The sequence below is a fragment of the Heyndrickxia sp. FSL W8-0423 genome, from assembly GCF_038009395.1.
GTDB lineage: Bacteria > Bacillota > Bacilli > Bacillales > Bacillaceae_C > Heyndrickxia > Heyndrickxia sporothermodurans.
Window position 1 is genome coordinate 44,637 of the sequence record NZ_JBBPBE010000001.1, and the last position, 17,838, is coordinate 62,474.

Sequence of the window (17,838 nt, forward strand, 5' to 3'; positions counted from 1 at the left end):
CGTCTGCATTTTTCTACTAATAAAAAGCATACCTTTAAGAAATATTAATATTCCGTACATTATTTCTTAGCAATTACTAGTTATAATAAAATATGAAAGACCTAATTTATCGGAGGTGCTTTTCATGGAAAATATATTAAATACCCTATTTATAATGGAAGTCCTCGGCTCTTTATCTTTCATCCTTTTCTGCACATTTTCTAACCAGGTATCTGTTAAAAAGAATTAATACAAACTAATCTGTTCATCCATTCTTTATGCTGTTTTCCATTTTTAATATTACGTAAAAAGGACAGCAGATTGCTGTCCTTTCATCATTTATTCATTTATTTTGAACTCACCATTTACCGAAGCAATCGTTTCCTCCGTGTCTATATAATTAAACTCAACGGATATTCCTTTTTCAATAAAAATTGAGTACGGAAAATCGGTTGATTGTACGACAAAGATTTTGTCATTGCCTTTAAGCATAAATTTCACAGCTGTTCCACGATCGGTTTCTGCCTTATATACATGTGAAATAATTCCTTTTTGTGATTTTAGCAAAGCTTTATCGGTAGGAGTTGTTTCATCCTTCCCGAGCTTCGTGGCGATTGCGTATTTATAATCATCAAATAAGGAGCGTTTTGTGTCCCCTGTACTATAAACCTTTTCATCCTTTGCATTGATGAGCATCATTTGGCGGAACACATGATTTGAATCCATTAGTGGAACCACCCATGTAAATTGACCATAAATTGTATAAAGAATTGGTGTCCCGGCTTCATATTTATTGGCTCTAAATGTTTTTTCAGCGACATTCATTGCTGATTTCCCATTTAATAGTCCATTTCCTTCTGTATAAAATGTAAATTTCCCTGTTCTCGCATTTAATATAGAGTAACTCACCATCGAGCCGCTCCCTGATTTTGGACGAGTGAAATCAGTGAACCAATGCAATTGCAAATCTTCGTTAAACACTCCATTCACTTCATCTATATCTTCCCATTCCGTCGGAACCATTACATCCTCCTGAGAAAAGAGGGAATTCCAGAATCCATGAACATATTTTCCGTACCATTCATTCCAATCTTCGGCTACGGTTGTCGGGATTGCATGATCAATAAAGTCTGGTAATTTGTCGATCGGATAATCTTTTGTGCTTCCGGTTACCGGATCAACTAAATAAATTCCTTTGACATCAATAATATTACGAAACTTTTCATATTTTCCATAGGGGATAACATAGTATGGATGATCATTATCATCCGGTTCAAAACTAACGTCTAATAGAATCATATCTTTATGAATCAAGCGTACATGCCTTTTCACATCTTTATTAAAAAATGCTGAAGGTACATAGGCCATTTCAACTTTGACAAGCTCTGCTTCGGCACGCTCATCTTCAGCACTCATTTTAATATATCCAGGGACTTTATCTCCTTTGAGCCATTTAAAGAAACCTGTATATTCAATCGGGGTCACCCAGTAAAGATGATTGTCGATTTTTTGAATGGTTGATTCCCCTAGATCATAATAAGAGGAATGCTTAAGTTCACCTATAAGCTTTTCGCTACGGTATCTTGCATATTTTTCCGGTACAACAGGGATATGTTTTTCATCAATAGCGGAGACATCTTTCTTCGCAACCGTTACCTTTTGTTTAACAAACTCGTATTTGTCATTTGTGATCGTTATCGGATAAATAAAGGTAAAATATAGCCCTCCAATGATAAACGCGAAACCTAGTAAAGGTGTCAGTACCCCGTATTTCACTTTGATAAATGGGATATCGAGAATGAAAAAGATGCCGATAATATACAAGCCATAGCTTATAAATGCTTCCCATGTATGATCAATAAGACCGAAATAGGTAAGAACAAAAGTAATGACAATTCCCGCAATTAAACGTAATCCTTGAAAATACAAAAATGCCTTCACTTTATAATAGTTTTTCCATATAAATGGGTTTAATGTTAATGCAAATAATGAAATAAGATAGTACATATTATTCCTCCATTTGTATGTCTCTTGAATAGAAAGAATATCGATCTATTCGACTACTTAACTTACTAATACGTGTTTACCTGAAAAAAGTTTCATTATTAGACAAGAACAAATGCACGGGGCTAGGCGCTGAAGCTAGACAAAGTAGATATTTATTAGAAACATTAAACATAAAAAAAATTATACTCCCTCTTACCTTTCAAAAAATACCCCTTTCAGGAATCTTTTATATTATGTTGAAGTAAGTTTAGGTAGAAGACTTTTGCGAAAGGGTGAGAAATGATGAATTGGACACAAATTTTATTAGTTATTATTTTTATTTTAATGGTAGCTGTTTTTGTAGTTCCAATTGGCTTTTATTTTTGGATATCTTACCGTGATGCACGTCAGAAAGAGCATGCTGTATTACGAAATTATCCAGTTTTAGGTCGTATTCGGTATATTGTCGAAAAGATTGGACCTGAGTTACGGCAATATTTATTTTTAAATAATGAGGAAGGAAAGCCTTTTTCAAGAAATCAGTATGAAAGTATTGTAAAATCGGGCAAGTACAAAGAAAGAATTACCTCCTTCGGTTCTGAACGTAATTTTGAGGGATCAGGATTTTTTCTTAAAAATGCAATGTTTCCAACTCAGCGGGAAGATTTAAGGATTGTGCAACAACCAAAAATATCTACATATCTTTATAAAATTGATAATGAAAAACTGTTGAGCAGAAAAGAGCATTCTGAAAAAGCGGATGTCGATCCCTATTATTTATCCGAACACGATCAAATCATCATTGGAAAAGGTCGGTGTATGAAGCCATTTCATGTAAAAGGGTTAATTGGACAATCTGCGATGAGCTACGGTTCTCTTGGCAAAAACGCAATTACCGCTCTTTCGAACGGGCTTGGGTTAGCGGGGGGAACATGGATGAATACCGGTGAAGGTGGGTTGTCCTCGCATCATTTGAAGGGGAATGTAGATATCATTGCTCAGATTGGACCGGCCCTTTTCGGTTACCGTACAGATGATGGAGAATTTTCGTGGGAACGTTTTAAGGTAAAAAGTGAAATCGAACAAATAAAGGCGTTTGAAATAAAGTTGGCCCAAGGAGCAAAAATTCGTGGCGGACATGTGGAAGCGGAAAAAGTAACACCTGAAATTGCAGAGATTCGAAGTGTTCCGCCATGGACAATGATTGATAGTCCCAATCGTTTTCGACAGTTCCACGATACAAAAGGATTATTAGACTTTGTTCAACAGTTAAGAGAGGTTGGCGGCAAACCTGTTGGTATAAAAATTGTTGTCGGTAATCGAGATGAAGTAGAAGAATTGGTCAAAACAATGGCACAGGAGGAGAAAGTTCCCGATTTTATAACAGTTGATGGTGGAGAAGGCGGAACGGGAGCCACCTATCAGGAATTAGCGGATGGTCCGGGATTGCCTCTATATACAGCACTTCCAATTACACATGAAATGTTAAAGAAATACGATTTGCGTAATCATGTGAAACTTATTGCTTCAGGAAAATTAGTTACTCCCGAAAAGATGGCCTACGCTCTTTGCTTAGGGGCCGATTTAATAAATACAGCACGTGCCTTTATGATCTCAGTCGGTTGCATTATGGCGCAAACCTGTCATTCGAACACATGCCCAGTCGGAGTAGCGACAACTGATCCAAATCGCGAAAAAGCTTTAGTAATCGAAGAAAAAATGTATCGTGTCTGCAATTATGTCATTTCAACAAGAGAAGGATTATTTAATCTTGCAGGAGCAGCCGGCCTGGCCTCCCCAACAGAATTCAATGAAACACATCTCATGTTTCGCACATCAAACGGCCAACTATACTCCGGAACGGAATACATGCAAGGCCTAATCAAACCATCAATCGACCAAATCACCCTCTAAACGGTGTCAGGCACCATTTATGCAAATTCTGCAATAATTATGCAGAAAAATGAATAAATGGTGTCAGGTACCGAATGGCAAGTAGATAGAAACGGTTGTACCTTCGTTCGGTTTGCTGTTAATTTTGATGGTTCCTTCGTGTAAATCAATGATTTCTTTTGAGATGGATAGTCCCAATCCCGCTCCGACTGCTTTTGCGTTGACTTGGTAAAATTTATCCATTAGCTTAGAAATTTGACTTGATTCGATCCCAATCCCCTCATCTTCAATCGAAATACAGACGCCTTTTCCCATCTTCTTCATTCGAATGATAATCTCCCCATCTATGTGTGAAAATTTGATAGCATTATCAATAATGTTTAAGAATACTTGTTTTAAGCGATTTGGGTCTGCGTCGATAATAACCGGCAGTAGCTCACATATAATGGTAATCTTTTTTGCCTCAGCTTTTTTCTCAAGCTGCAATACTGCTTGTTCAATAATTCGGTCAACCTGTATTCCCTCTTTGTAAACCTTTAAGTGATTCGCTTCTAAACGCGAAAAATCCAACAAATCCTCAACTAATCCAATTAAACGATTCGTCTCATTTGAAATGATTGTCATCCCTTGCTCAACTTCTTCTTTCGTCAAATCATCATAGGAACGTAGCGTTTCCGACCAGCCTTTTATACCCGTTAATGGCGTCCTTAACTCATGAGAAATCGAGGAAATAAATTCATTTTTCATTTTATCTGTTCGTGCAATTTCATCAGCCATAAAATTTAGCGATTGCGCAAGCTCACCAAGTTCATTTTGATATTTTTCATCAACTCTTGCTTTGAAATGTCCCTTTGCCATCGATGTTGAAAACTCAATAATTTTTTTTATAGGATTTACGAAGGAGTTTGCTAATTTTAAACTAATAAGAAAAACAATAATTGCCACAATACTCCCAATTACAAGCATTTCGAACATCAGTGTATTCATCATTTTATTTACCTGAGACAATGAAGAAATATATTTCAATACACCAACAACTTGTCCTTGATACATTAAAGGTGTATACACAGATAGTACTTTTTCCTTATTATCCTCCGTAGTTTCAACCGAATAGTTAGAATGACCTTCAAGCACAGCCGGGTCAACTGGAATAATTTCATTTTTTACTTTAAATCCGGACGAGGATTGAATAATTTCTCCTTTTCGGCTAAGTAGCTGTAATTCGGCATATTCATAATTGAAATTATCCATAATATCCCCGCTCATTTCCCTGATATTATTATTGGACAACGTATTATATTTGTTAAAAAATGACGAGGAGGTTTCTGCATGGTTTTCCAGTGTGTTGGCGATTCCTCCATAATAATATTGCTTAAGAAAAATACTAAATAGCCCAATGAAAAGAAAGAGCATTAACACAATGATTGTCATAAAATATAAAATTACTTTCCTCTTCATACGTCATGGCCCTTCCATCTATAAAATAATTGTATGGGAAATAACTTATTCAAAATCTTCACCTAATAAATGAAAATAAACTTGGTATTCACTCATCTTTGCTTGTGACTGAGTGACAAACGTATACTTTTCGGATTTAGTAATTACACGGGAATTTGTTGAAGTTAGTGACTCATGATTTGGATACCACTGTATATCAAATACGATATTTTTTTTAGGTAAATCAATAATTTTTAATGAATTCTTTCCTCTTTCCACCGTCACATTCATCCACCATTTTTTAGGAATGACAACGTAAAATCCGTGTGTGACGTCTACATATCTTTCCTCAACTTTCGTGCCTTTCCCTTTTGAATCATACTGTGTATATGTTACTATCCATGGCGTGTCGGAATATGGGGCATCTTCCCATCCTTGAGGTTGATACATATTTCCAACTTCAGTAATCTCGTCATCATTTACATCTCTTGAATCAAGGTAGTAAGCTTTTAATAATTGTCGTTCGTCTATTTTTATTCTTTCTAATTGTTGATTTGATAATTTTATAATATCGGTCCACCCTGAGTGTGCACCTGTTCCGGAGTCTAGAAATAGTGCCTTTCGGTGATCACTTAATTGACCAATGAAGACATTCTCGATTCCATTTACATATTCACGCAATTTCAATTTTGAGATTGTCTCTATTTTTTTATGCCTCCATTGTAATAATTGTACATTTGCATTTTTAGATCTGTTAAAAGTAACAAGCGATATATCTGGAACTTTATCGTTATTAAAATCATCTACGACAACATCAGTGTATTGTTTTGTAAAAAACCTGTTTAATGTATGGCCTTTCATTGTGTAAATATGCAATTCCCTCGTCATATTTTCTGGCAAAACTTCAGTCCCGGGATATGTGGAATCTATTCCAAGTGCGATATCCTTCTTGCCATCTTGATTTATATCAGCAAAATAAAGCGTATGAAGCTGGTAACCACCAACCTGTTCATGGATTGTTTTTACCCAGCTATTATTTTTCTTTTTAAAAATTAATACATATATTTCGCGATCGAATTCTTCATTTCTGTAAAAAACAATCGCTTCATCAACATGATCTCCGTCAATATCGACCATGTGAATTGTTTCTTTCGTTGAACTCTTAATAGGAGTAACAAGAACGGCACCCGCAGGCATTGCCTTCTTAATTGCTTTCGTTAAAAATTGCTTATTCTTTGATAACTGCGGAATTTGAATCAGCGATGTCGGAGATTTACCCAAATCACAACCTGTTATCAAGATGATGCTTATAAATACCATCAGATATATAATTAAACGTTTCATCCCAGCTTTACCTTTCTACAAACAATTAGTCAAATCATTATTCTTTGAATCGTAAATAGTATCCTACAAAATCCCCTTAACATCTATCCCACTAGAATAATACCAGTATACAGCCCCCACCACCAAAAATGGTAACAAAGAAGTAACATATGGTGTCAGGCACCATTTATGCAAATACTTTAATAATTATTCTCAAAAATGCATAAACGGTACCTGACACCGTTTATGCATTTTTGAGATTATTTATACACAAATATGAATAAATGGTGCCAGGCACCTATGGGAGGGGTGTTCAATGGATTGTTGTTTTTACTTTATAGGGAATTTTTCTTATGATTTTGAGTGTACATTTCAATTGAGATATCGCCACCAACGAGAGGTGGCTATAGTATTAGGATCAAGTTGGCTACATTTTTAATTGGTATTCGTATATCAACTGATCCAATTTTTGACTATATGCTACAGTGTCCATATTTTTCAATCCTTTATTCAATCCCTCTTCTATCATTTTTTGTCTTAGTTTTTCAATCTTTTCTTTTAATCTAAACTCATCATATGGCATGGGCCTTTTCTCCCGCTTTCGAGCAAATTTACTATTTTTATAAATATTATGTAAAAATTTTAGTAAAATTGGAATAGATTCGACAATAGTTTTAACAAAATGACAAAAAATTCCTTTACACGACAAAATACAAACAAAGAAATCTCCTCATACCATTTAAATAATCTTAAAAAGGTCATCTACTTTTACGCTTTCGAAAATTCCTTTTATTTTCAATGAAAAATACATGAACTCCTTTCCACAGTACAAAGTTCAAATGATTTTTCACATTTATCATATACGTGTTATGTATTTAACGGTCAAGCAATTTAGGCAAAAAGAAATCGTTAAAAAGGATGAGGCGTTCTATAATTGTTATATGCAGTCTTGAAAGAATGTCGATATTTGCAAGGTTTCACTTTAAAAAAATGGCGGTACTATATTAATAGAATCAAATCAATTGGAAGGTTTAGATGGCATCTTAAAAAAATCTCTGCATGTACAATCCTTAATAAAAGGACGAAAGGAGAATTTAAAAGTGAAAATCAAAGTTCGTAGTTGGAGGTCGCTAACAATTCAAGACAAACTATTTATTTTAAGAGCTATTAGTCTAAACTCAAAAATGAAATCAAGAACGTAATAATCCTTTGCCCGAAATCTATTATGTCTTATGAGTATACAACCCGATTTTTCATCAAGGAAAAACCGTGCAGTTGTGCACGGTTTTGACACTTTTATAACAGATTATGCTCCATCTTTTGAAACTTCCATATTTTTTGGTACGTTCTTATTGTATAGCGGAACTATAAATAGTAATCCGATAATGAAGAGAGCAGCTGCGATTTCGTACATAGGGACGATGGACCACTGTGCTTTTAATGCCCCAGCAACACTCATAGTTACTACCATTGATCCTGTGAAAAGTGGGCTTAATGTTCCATTTACCCTCCCAATGAAATCAGCTTTCGTGTTTTGAAGAATCATCGTATTAATACCAATTTGGATACTCGGCATAAAAAAGCCGCATACAAACTCTGCTATTAATGTGATCCATAAAACGGTGGAAGCACCAATTATACTCATCCCGATTGCATTGGCTAGCATTCCTAAAACAAGTAGTTTTTGCGGAGGTGTACTTTTCGAAAAGACCATTGAAAAAGCTCCACCAATAATCATACCAGCCCCATTTACCATAAGAAGCCATTGTAAATTTTCTTTATGCAAACCTAATCGTTCAGTTACTAAAAAGATATTAAGCGGCTGAATTAAGCCGATCGCAAGACCCGCTGCCATAAAACAAATACCGAGTAGTTTTAATTCCTTTTTGGCTAATACATATTGAATACCACTTTTCATTTCTTGCCAAAGCGATGTTGCTTTTGTTTCTCTTTCCATCGAGTGGTCTGCAGGAATTAACGTTAAAGCAGCGGCTGATAAAAGGAAAGCAACCCCAGTAATAGCAATCGAAACGTCAATGCCAAATTGTTGGAATACAAATGTTCCAAGAATTGGACCTAAAATCATAAAAATTGCAAAAATGGTTTGATAAATGGACATCGCTGATTGAATTAACTCTTCCTTCAAATGCATTTTGAATAACTTCATTCCGGAAGGCTGTGAAAATTGGGAAAGAATTGATGAAATTAATGTAGCAAAGAAAACTGCTTTCCAAGTACCGTAAACTAGAGCTAAAATAACTGCAAAGATTGAAACGGCACTTAAAACATCACACCAGATCATCGTTTTTTTGGGTTTCCATCGGTCAGCAAACGTTCCACCGATAAAGGAAAAAATAAAGATTGGAGCAAATTCGGCAACAGATATCATCGAAACGGCAAATGGATTCCCATTTGTTTTTTCCATGACGTATAATAATACGGCAAAATTTCTAACCCAAATACCCACCTGTAAAAATAACGCAGAAATAAAAATGGCTTGAACAAATCTGTTTTTAAATAATTGTCCCATAGGATTCTCCTCTTCATATTAAAATGTTCTGTTGTTGGATGATGAGCAAAATACTAAGAAAAGATGCTCATTTCCAATATAGAAATAACCTATTTCATTCTAGTTGTAGCTAACTAAACTATTTTTTCCAAAATTAAAACCCCCTATTCATGCATTTCTCAAATAGGGGGTCATCTAGAACCATAAAAGGACACTGTACAGTCGGATGTTCCACCTCTGTACAATCATCAACTTTATAAATGTATAGACTAATCCTATTTTTGAAAAATGCTTCGTGACTATAACGAATGTTTTCATAAAAATTAGGATTAGTTTTTCATCGCCCTTTGGTTCACTCCTTCGTTTAATGGTGTTAACAGTTTACCCTAAATATAAATTTATTTCAATCACTTTTTTTAGCCTTTACTATGATCAAAACTGAGCATAGTGTCAGGTACCGTTAATGGACATTTGTGCTCATATGATAGACACTTAAACTTATCGAGCAAAGTGCTATGAAAAGGACAGGTGCGCTTCATAATTTGTATGAAGCGCACCTGTCCTTTCTTATCGGTTATGTCGTTTTTTTAGTTTTCTTCGTTTTTTAATCGGGACTTGTGAAGTAAAATAAAGAATTTGTTTTCCTTTCTTTATCCCGAAACATGACAGTAGGCCTGAAAGCAAGTGTGGCGATATACTTTCTCTTGTCTCAAAAGAAACACTCTTCTCGACTAAATCAACGATTAGTTTAATATTCAAATGATTTTCTAAATTTTCGTGGTGAATTTCAATTTTAAGTGAATTCCATTCTTTAAGTGGTGTAATTGGAACAAAAGATGATGAATTCGATGATAAAGCAATACTTTGAAGGGCGTGATGAAACTGAAACTCAGAATACACTTTCACTAGTTTCTCACCAACCGCTTTGCCATGACAAATTAATTGATAATCTCCATGTATGCCTTGTCCATTGGATAAAATTTCTCTAAAGTGAAAAAGAATATCCCCCACGTCTCCTTTCTATTACTTTTATACTAGGAATATAGCAACATTTAGTACAATTGTAAAATAAAATTGAATATTGTTAATATTTTATTCCAAAAAAGACTACAAATAAATATTCGTAATAGGAATATTGTATTTTTTCTAGTAGTAAAACCGCTATCTTAAAATTAAAAAGAGATAGCAGGTGTTTGTATGTCCATTCATGAACGATTTAAATTGATTCGCGAAGAATTAAACCTAACACAAGAAGAACTCGGTGCTAGAATGGGACGTAAACAATCAGAAATATCAAAATGGGAAACTGGAAAACAAGCACTGAGTGCAGAGATACTTGATGATTTTATTAAAGTAACCAATCTATCAAATAACCATCTGATTTATTTAATGCGAGGACCAGAATCTGAATCTGAATTCGGAGAGGACCTTGAACCAATGATCATAAGGGAACAGTTTGAAGACGCGGAAATGCAACGTGTAATTGAGATATTTAAAAATGAAACCGAGCTCAGAAAAGAATTCAGTCTTATTTCTAACTATCCAAATAAACAACGGCGCAGACTCATTAATAATATGATTTCCATTTTGAAAAACGAAAGAGAGTGAAAAAATTTCAATTATAATTTTTCTTTACGCTCCCCTTTTTTATTCTCTGTTGAATCGGCTTCTCCCTTGGTAGATGCACTATTTTTCCAGTTGGTAATATAAAGATAGCACTAAATGGCTCGTGTAAGTATTTCTCATAATTTACAACCAGGGGATCTTTAAAGTAGGAAAAGATTTGGGTGGTAAAAACTAGAGAGTTTTCTTCCCCAAATATATATGTTCGGTAGCTACTCCATGGATAATCTTCCAAACGTTGAACAATATTAGCTCTAATCGGGTTTAAGTGAATATATTTATTCACTTCTAGTTCATAATCGGGCCTGTCAATTTGTTCCGCTCCGTAACGACTTTCAAATACATGACCGGTAAAATCATACCGTTTATTAAAATATTTAGCGTATTTTGTATGAACTTGTTTCATTATTTCGCCAGGCGGGTGCTTGATCGTTTCAATCTGAAGATGGATATGATTGGTCATTAAGCAATAAGTATAAAGTTTAAACGGAAATTTCCCCATCGCCTCGCGCAAAAGATATAAATACATACTACGATCTTGATCATCAAAAAATAAATTACTTCTCCTAATTCCGCGACTAGTAATATGATATTTTGCTCCCTCAAACCAAATTCGCGGTTTCCGAGGCATAAAGTTCCCTCCTTTTTTTGGTAAAATGGTACCTGACACCTGGTGTCAGGTACCATTTATTCATTTTACTGAATAATTATTCTTATTTATTCATTTGCCATTTGTCTTTTTAACTATGTTTCCACGGATTGTAATTTTTCCTTGGAGCTCTAGGTCGAAGAGTTCATTCATGAGGTCTTCGTTATTCATATTCAATTGCAATGCAAGTTTTGGTATCGAGGTTGCTGTTGTGAGAATGGAGAGAATTGGATGTGATCGTAGTTTCTGAATAAGATTTTGCTCATAAAGTATTGGCAAATTTTTTACTGCATCCAGACTTTCGATTCCTAAAAAGGGGATTGCTCCTTGTTCAAGTAGTTGGTTTGTTCCAACTCCTTCTTTCACATAAAGTTGATTAGGAACAGCCAAAATCCTTCTTCCATGATTTCTTGCAAACTGCGCTGTCCATAGAGCCCCGCTGTTTTTACCTGCTTCTACTATAATCACTTCGGTTGACCATGCACTAATTAATGCATTTCTTTGTAGGAAATGTTTGGGCTTTGGTAATGTTCCCGGAGGGTATTGTGAGAGGATTATTCCGGATTCTAAAATTTTATCATAGAGTCTACGTTGTTCTTTTGGATAACAAACATCCACTCCACCCCCTAGAAAGATAATCGGATATCCTCCCTCTTTTACACATGCCGCATGTACATAGCTATCTATTCCCTTTGCAAATCCACTAACGATTGGGATATTTAAACACGCAAGCTTTTCTCCAATCTCCTCAGCCACATTTCTTCCATATGTTGTACACCGTCTAGAACCAATGACTGCGATTGCTGTTTCATACTTCTTGAAATTTCCTTTATAGTATAAAATGACAGGAGATTCTTTACACTCCTTTGCTAGAATAGGGTAAAAACGATCATGAATGGTTAACAGTTTAATATCATTTTGTTGCATCCGATTGATTATTAATTCTGATTCGTTCAAACTTTTACTATTAATAATCGCAGAAATGGCTGTTTTTCTTATCCCTTTTATATTTCTTAATTCTTCTTCTGTTGCATCATAAATTCTTTTAGGTGTTTGAAAATGGTTGATTAACTTTTTTTGAGTAATAGGTCCGACATTTTTCAACAAGCTTAACCAAATCCAAAATATTTCCATTTTCTATATTTTACCCCCAATAAATGTTTGGTCCTCTTTTTCCATATCACGGCTTTGTAAGCTTTTTCTTATATGTGAAATACGAATATTCTCTTCCCCCTCTATATCAGCAATGGTTCTTGCAATTTTGATAAATTTATGAATGGCACGTCCACTATAATAATAACGTTTGGCTGCTTGACGAAGTAGGTTTTTTGAATCTTTATCAAGCTGACAAAATGTTTGGATTAAAGAAGGGGTCAGCTGGGCATTACAATTAATCAGCGGGATGTTTTTATACCGTTCCTGTTGGATTTTTCTTGCCTGCTCAACTATTTTTCGGAGTTCACTAGAACTTTTCCCTATCGTTTTGTTTTCAAAAAAATCAACCATGCCTACGTATTTTTGAATATCCATCCTATCCAAAATTGGACCGGATAATTTTTGCCGGTATTTAAATATTTCATAATCTGTACATTTGCATCGATTTTGACCAAAATACCCACATGGACAAGGGTTCATCGCACCAACAAGCATAAAATTGGCTGGATAGGTATGGGTTCCCCACACACGTGAGATTGTAACTGTTTTATCTTCTAATGGCTGCCTTAATGAATCTAATGTCTTTCTACTAAATTCCCCCAATTCATCTAAAAACAAAACTCCATGATGGGCTAGTGATATTTCACCAGGCTTAGCAAAAGGACCACCGCCTATAATCGAATTCGTTGATGCATTATGGTGAGGAGCTCTAAAGGGTCTTTCCGTCATCATTCGATTACTATTCTTTAATAAATTTGCAACACTGTAGATTTTCATTACTTCCAATGACTCTTCTTCTGATAAGGAAGGTAAAATAGTGGGAATTCGCTTTAGCTATCATTGACTTGCCGCATCCTGGCGGGCCAATCATAAGAAAATTATGACCGCCTGCCGCGGCAATAGTAATGAAATTGATCAACCATTCTTGTCCTTTTACATCTTGGAAATCTAATGATGTATCTGAAGATTGGGAGTCTACTAAATCTAAGGAGTCATCTATTGTTGGTGGTGAATCATTATTGAGGAGGGAAATAACTTCTGTTAATGTATTACATCCGTAAACATCGATCCCTTTTACTAATTTCGATTCCTTAACATTTTCTTTTGCTACTATCAATTTTGTAATGTTCTCTTCCTTTGCCTTCATTGCCATTGGCAAAATTCCCGAAACAGGGCGGATGGAAGAATTTAATGAGAGCTCGCCGATGAAACCTGTCTGTTTTATTTGCTTTGCTTTAATTTGATTCGTTCGAAGGAGTAGACCAATCGCCATTGCTAAATCAAAATGAGTACCGGTTTTTTTCATATCAGAAGGTGCCAAATTAAAAATAACTCGTTGCAGAGGGAAGTGATAATTAGCGTGCATGATAGCTGCTTCCAGCCTCTCCCTAGCTTCCTTAATCGCCTTATCTCCTAATCCTACAATAGACACTGAAGGCGTACCGATAAGAACATCAGTCTCTACTTCAACGACATTCCCCTCAACCCCTGATAATGTAAAAGTATATACTGTAGAAGCCATTTTTCATCTCCTTATAAAATAATGATTTTAAGTAGAAAAGACAAAACACATTGGGATAACAATTATGAATATTTGATTTTAAGAGGATACAAATAAGTGACATGTAACGGGATAGATAACATAAGGATAGAGGGGGTTACAAAGATTAAAGAGTTTATAAAGATTATAGAAATTAAAGAGAAGACGTCCACCTTAAAACCTTTCGACAAAAACTACTAAAACCCTTCAAAACTTTAAAAAAAATTCTGCTTCCCTCTAACAAATTCATCGATTAAAATGTGAAAAACTACACATAGTGTCAGGTACCGTCATTGGAAAATTCAGCTTTTAAGTCAATTTAGGGTTTTTTGTCATTTTCAGATTTTTCGCCAAAACTTCTTCCATCTTAACTTAAATGGTGGTAAATTATTGAAGGAGGCGAAACTATGAAAATACAAAAAGTAGTTATTAGTTTTATTTTATTACTTTCCTTTGCTCTTTTCCCTAGCACGACCCATGGGGCAAGTAAGGATCTTTATGTTCATTTTATTAATGTTGGACAGGGCGATAGTATCTATATTAAGACGCCTAAGGGTGATGATATCTTAATTGATGGAGGAAATCGTGACGGCAGTGATGTTGTAGCTTATTTAAAAAAACAAAAAGTAAAGGATATTGAAGTAATGATATCCACTCATCCTGATGCAGACCATATAGGTGGACTCGATGAAGTACTAAAAGCATTTAAAGTGAAGTCAGTATATGCACCAAAGGTAAGCCATACAACAAAGGCATTTAAAGAATTTTTAACGGCTGTTAAGCATGAGGGGCTAAAAATTAAATCTGCTACTAAAGGGGTCTCACTCCCTATTAAAGGTGTATCAGCAAAATTTATTGCACCAGTAAAAACCTATAGCAAAAGTGATTTAAATGATTGGAGTGCTGTTTTAAAACTTACATACGGAAAAAAATCATTTATATTTACAGGTGACGCCGAAATAAAATCCGAAACAGATATGATTCATTCAAAGCAATCGTTAAGAGCAGATGTATTGAAGGTAGGACACCACGGGGCAAGCACATCCACTAGTACGGCATTTTTAAAAGCTGTTCACCCAACCTATGCTGTTATTTCTGTTGGAAAAGGAAATCACTATGGACATCCAACATCCACTGTTCTAAATCGATTAAACAGCAATAAAGTGAAAGTATTTCGAACTGATAAACAAGGAACAATCATTGCAAAAACGGATGGAAAGTCTCTCTCTTTTAACACCAAACCGGTTAGTTCAACGTCTAGTGTGTCCAAATCTAGTAAAAAAGGGAAAGCTTCCTATAAGTTATCTGCAAAATTAGATAAAACAAGACCAAAGCAATACAGTACGGTACATTTAACTGTAAAGGGTATTCCGAGCGGTACATACAAAGCTGTATTTCATTATAAAAGTAAAGACACCATTTATAATGGAAAAATCGGAAAGCCCCTTCCTGTAAAAATTAGCCGTGCATCTACAAGTTTTCGAGTAAAAATTGATGTAACCGCAAAATATAAAGGGAAATCATATAAAACGCAAACTTCATTTATTCCTAAATAAGGAAGGTTTTCAAATGAAATATATTATTGACCGCTTTGAAGGTGAAATCGCTGTTTGTGAAACAGAAGAAGGAAAAATGATTGAGATTGATAAACGTTCCATTCCCGCAAAAGCTAAAATTGGCGACGTATTAATCCTAGTCAAAGGTCAGCTTGAAATTGATCAAAAATCAACCCAACAAAGAAGAAAAGAAATCAAAAAACTTATGAACGAAGTCTGGGACGATTAAAATGTGAACAACTACACAAAGTGTCAGGCACCGTGGAAAACATAGTTGTTTGTCCATGAGCGGTGCCTGACACTTTTTATGATTTATGCTTTTATTGCTTGTGTGAATTGTGGCAGGTGTTGTTTATGTGCTTCTAGCATTTCGTCTAGTATTTGTTTGGCTATTTTGTCAGATGGGACAAGTGGATTTATTGTCATTGCTAATAAAGCCGTTTTGTAATCTCCCGTCACCGCAGCCTCTGCCGCAACACGTTCGAACGATTTAATTTGCTGGACAAGACCTCTTGCGGCAACTGGAATATCCCCAACTGAAATCGGTCTAGGACCATCTTTTGTGATGACACAGTTCACCTCAACAGCCGAATCAGCTGGAATACTTGCAATCGCTCCATTATTTCTTGTATTTACTGGCTGAATATCGCGTTTGTCATTATAGATTGAATTAATAAGGCTGCATGCTGCATCACTATAATAAGCACCACCGCGTTTTTCTAATTGTGGAGGCTTCATATCTAATTCAGGATTTTTATATAATTCGAATAGATCCTTTTCTAACTTTTGAACGACTTCTGCTCTCGTACCAACAGTTTCTGCCGCTTCAAGCTCCTCCGTCAGCATATCACCGGTTTTATAATAATAACGATGATAGCCACATGGTATAACCCCTAATGCTCGGATAAAATCAGGCTCCCATGCTAATCCGGATATATTTTTCATTGTCATTTCATTCTTCGGATCAGCCATGCTGTCAATGACAGAATCTAGTATACTCACACCATCTAAATAAACATTTAAACCAAAAACCATGTGGTTCAAACCTGCAAAATCAACATGTATGCGACTTGGATCGACTTCTAATACTTTTGCAATTCCCATTCTCATTCCGATTGGAACATTACACAAGCCTACAACTTTCTTAATATTACTGTAACGAAGTACCGCTTCTGTCACCATACCAGCAGGATTTGTAAAATTCACAAGCCATGCGTCGGGACATAACTCTTCAATATCTTTGCATATATCTAAAATGACTGGAATTGTTCGAAGTCCTTTAAATAATCCACCTGGACCATTTGTTTCCTGCCCAATGACATTGTATTTTAGTGGAATGCGTTCATCCTTTGCACGAGCGTCCAATGAGCCTACACGGAATTGTGTCGTTACAAAATCGGCATCTTTTAACGCTTCTCTCCGATCGAGTGTTAAATGAATTTCAATCGGAATTCCCGCTTTTTGAACCATACGCTTAGCCAAGTTTCCGATTATCTCCAGCTTTTCCTTTCCTTCCTCAATATCTACTAGCCAGAGCTCTTGAACCGGAAGCTCATCATATCTTTTAATAAAACCCTCAATTAACTCCGGAGTATAACTAGATCCTCCACCAATCGTTACAATTTTTATCCCTTTAGTCATGTTTACCTCCTCTAGATTATGAAAGGTTTGAATTTTAAATGTGATAGTTAATTATTTCACTACTGAATTTTTGCTAATTTCACCTTTCAAATAATGAATATCTTTATACATTCGAATCATTTCTTTTACTAAATCATTTATTGTTTCGACACTCATCATTTGATCCTCCGCGTGCATGATAAGTAGCGAAAAAGTAAAGTTATTCCCTGATGCTTCTTCTTGAATGAGCTGGTGATGTGCTTTATGCCCCTCCGTTAAATACTGGCGGGATTCTTTCAACTTGTCCTCAGCTTCTTCATATCGACCTTCTCTTGCAGCATACAATGCTTCCATCACTAAACTTTTTGCTGTTCCCGCATTACTAATAATATTAAAAGCAACTAACTCCATTCCTTCCATCCATTTATTCCCCCTTTCTATCTATTAAAATGGAAATCTTTCAAATAGGAGCTATATCCTTGACTGTTAAGTTCTGCTCCAGATTCTCGCTTTCCGCGAGAGGTTCGGGAGCCTCTTCGCAGCTTCCGCTCCAATCTTTGTGTTTTAA

The 17,838-nt window shown here is 35.4% G+C and carries 15 protein-coding genes and 1 pseudogene; 4 read left to right on the forward strand and 12 right to left on the reverse strand.

Going from position 1 to position 17,838, the window contains the following annotated elements:
* Positions 1 to 318: 318 nt before the first annotated feature.
* Positions 319 to 1,986, reverse strand: a complete 1,668-nt coding sequence (locus MKY81_RS00205; protein WP_108070204.1) for a hypothetical protein — start codon at positions 1,984 to 1,986, stop codon at positions 319 to 321.
* 282 nt (positions 1,987 to 2,268) lie between these two features.
* On the opposite strand from MKY81_RS00205, the gene MKY81_RS00210 reads away from it, so the two are divergent.
* On the forward strand, positions 2,269 to 3,879 hold the full coding sequence (locus tag MKY81_RS00210; protein WP_108070206.1) for an FMN-binding glutamate synthase family protein: 1,611 nt from the start codon (positions 2,269 to 2,271) through the stop codon (positions 3,877 to 3,879).
* A 63-nt stretch (positions 3,880 to 3,942) separates the two neighbouring features.
* Here the strand turns inward: MKY81_RS00210 and MKY81_RS00215 are convergent, their stop codons facing one another.
* The 5 genes from MKY81_RS00215 to MKY81_RS00235 all read right to left on the reverse strand — a co-directional run bounded on the left by MKY81_RS00215 (position 3,943) and on the right by MKY81_RS00235 (position 10,138).
* Positions 3,943 to 5,316: a sensor histidine kinase gene (locus tag MKY81_RS00215; protein ID WP_341116118.1), complete on the reverse strand. Its 1,374-nt coding sequence runs from the start codon at positions 5,314 to 5,316 to the stop codon at positions 3,943 to 3,945.
* Between the two features lie 45 nt (positions 5,317 to 5,361).
* Positions 5,362 to 6,639, reverse strand: a complete 1,278-nt coding sequence (locus MKY81_RS00220; protein ID WP_108070210.1) for an FG-GAP repeat domain-containing protein — start codon at positions 6,637 to 6,639, stop codon at positions 5,362 to 5,364.
* Between the two features lie 406 nt (positions 6,640 to 7,045).
* A complete protein-coding gene (locus MKY81_RS00225) occupies positions 7,046 to 7,201 on the reverse strand; it encodes an aspartyl-phosphate phosphatase Spo0E family protein (RefSeq protein ID WP_084347497.1) in 156 nt (51 codons plus the stop codon).
* A gap of 723 nt (positions 7,202 to 7,924) precedes the next feature.
* Entirely contained in the window at positions 7,925 to 9,148 is a 1,224-nt protein-coding gene (locus MKY81_RS00230; protein ID WP_107920848.1) for an MFS transporter, read from the reverse strand.
* Between the two features lie 546 nt (positions 9,149 to 9,694).
* A complete protein-coding gene (locus MKY81_RS00235) occupies positions 9,695 to 10,138 on the reverse strand; it encodes a hypothetical protein (RefSeq protein ID WP_107920849.1) in 444 nt (147 codons plus the stop codon).
* Between the two features lie 186 nt (positions 10,139 to 10,324).
* Between MKY81_RS00235 and MKY81_RS00240 the strand changes: the two genes are divergently transcribed.
* Positions 10,325 to 10,735: a helix-turn-helix domain-containing protein gene (locus MKY81_RS00240; protein ID WP_341116125.1), complete on the forward strand. Its 411-nt coding sequence runs from the start codon at positions 10,325 to 10,327 to the stop codon at positions 10,733 to 10,735.
* A 7-nt stretch (positions 10,736 to 10,742) separates the two neighbouring features.
* Here the strand turns inward: MKY81_RS00240 and MKY81_RS00245 are convergent, their stop codons facing one another.
* From MKY81_RS00245 to MKY81_RS00260, 4 genes are all read right to left on the reverse strand, one after another.
* The gene (locus tag MKY81_RS00245) at positions 10,743 to 11,381 is read right to left on the reverse strand and encodes a transposase (protein ID WP_341116126.1); all 639 of its coding nucleotides are present in this window, start codon (positions 11,379 to 11,381) and stop codon (positions 10,743 to 10,745) included.
* 90 nt (positions 11,382 to 11,471) lie between these two features.
* A complete protein-coding gene (dprA, locus tag MKY81_RS00250) occupies positions 11,472 to 12,533 on the reverse strand; it encodes a DNA-processing protein DprA (protein ID WP_341116128.1) in 1,062 nt (353 codons plus the stop codon).
* A gap of 3 nt (positions 12,534 to 12,536) precedes the next feature.
* Complete coding sequence (locus tag MKY81_RS00255) at positions 12,537 to 13,331, reverse strand: ATP-binding protein (RefSeq protein ID WP_341118723.1); 795 nt, start codon at positions 13,329 to 13,331, stop codon at positions 12,537 to 12,539.
* Entirely contained in the window at positions 13,294 to 14,076 is a 783-nt protein-coding gene (locus MKY81_RS00260; RefSeq protein WP_341116131.1) for a magnesium chelatase domain-containing protein, read from the reverse strand. The genes MKY81_RS00255 and MKY81_RS00260 overlap by 38 nt, the downstream gene beginning before the upstream one ends.
* A gap of 425 nt (positions 14,077 to 14,501) precedes the next feature.
* On the opposite strand from MKY81_RS00260, the pseudogene MKY81_RS00265 reads away from it, so the two are divergent.
* Together MKY81_RS00265 and MKY81_RS00270 are read left to right on the forward strand one after the other, a co-directional pair.
* Positions 14,502 to 15,332: pseudogene (locus tag MKY81_RS00265) on the forward strand (ComEC/Rec2 family competence protein); the annotation flags it as partial.
* Between the two features lie 331 nt (positions 15,333 to 15,663).
* The gene (locus tag MKY81_RS00270; RefSeq protein ID WP_066228932.1) at positions 15,664 to 15,879 is read left to right on the forward strand and encodes a DUF3006 domain-containing protein; all 216 of its coding nucleotides are present in this window, start codon (positions 15,664 to 15,666) and stop codon (positions 15,877 to 15,879) included.
* An 83-nt stretch (positions 15,880 to 15,962) separates the two neighbouring features.
* Here the strand turns inward: MKY81_RS00270 and MKY81_RS00275 are convergent, their stop codons facing one another.
* The gene (locus MKY81_RS00275) at positions 15,963 to 17,291 is read right to left on the reverse strand and encodes a 6-phospho-beta-glucosidase (RefSeq protein ID WP_341116132.1); all 1,329 of its coding nucleotides are present in this window, start codon (positions 17,289 to 17,291) and stop codon (positions 15,963 to 15,965) included.
* Positions 17,292 to 17,342: 51 nt separating this feature from the next.
* The gene (locus tag MKY81_RS00280; protein ID WP_066228924.1) at positions 17,343 to 17,690 is read right to left on the reverse strand and encodes a PTS lactose/cellobiose transporter subunit IIA; all 348 of its coding nucleotides are present in this window, start codon (positions 17,688 to 17,690) and stop codon (positions 17,343 to 17,345) included.
* Positions 17,691 to 17,838: the final 148 nt, after the last annotated feature.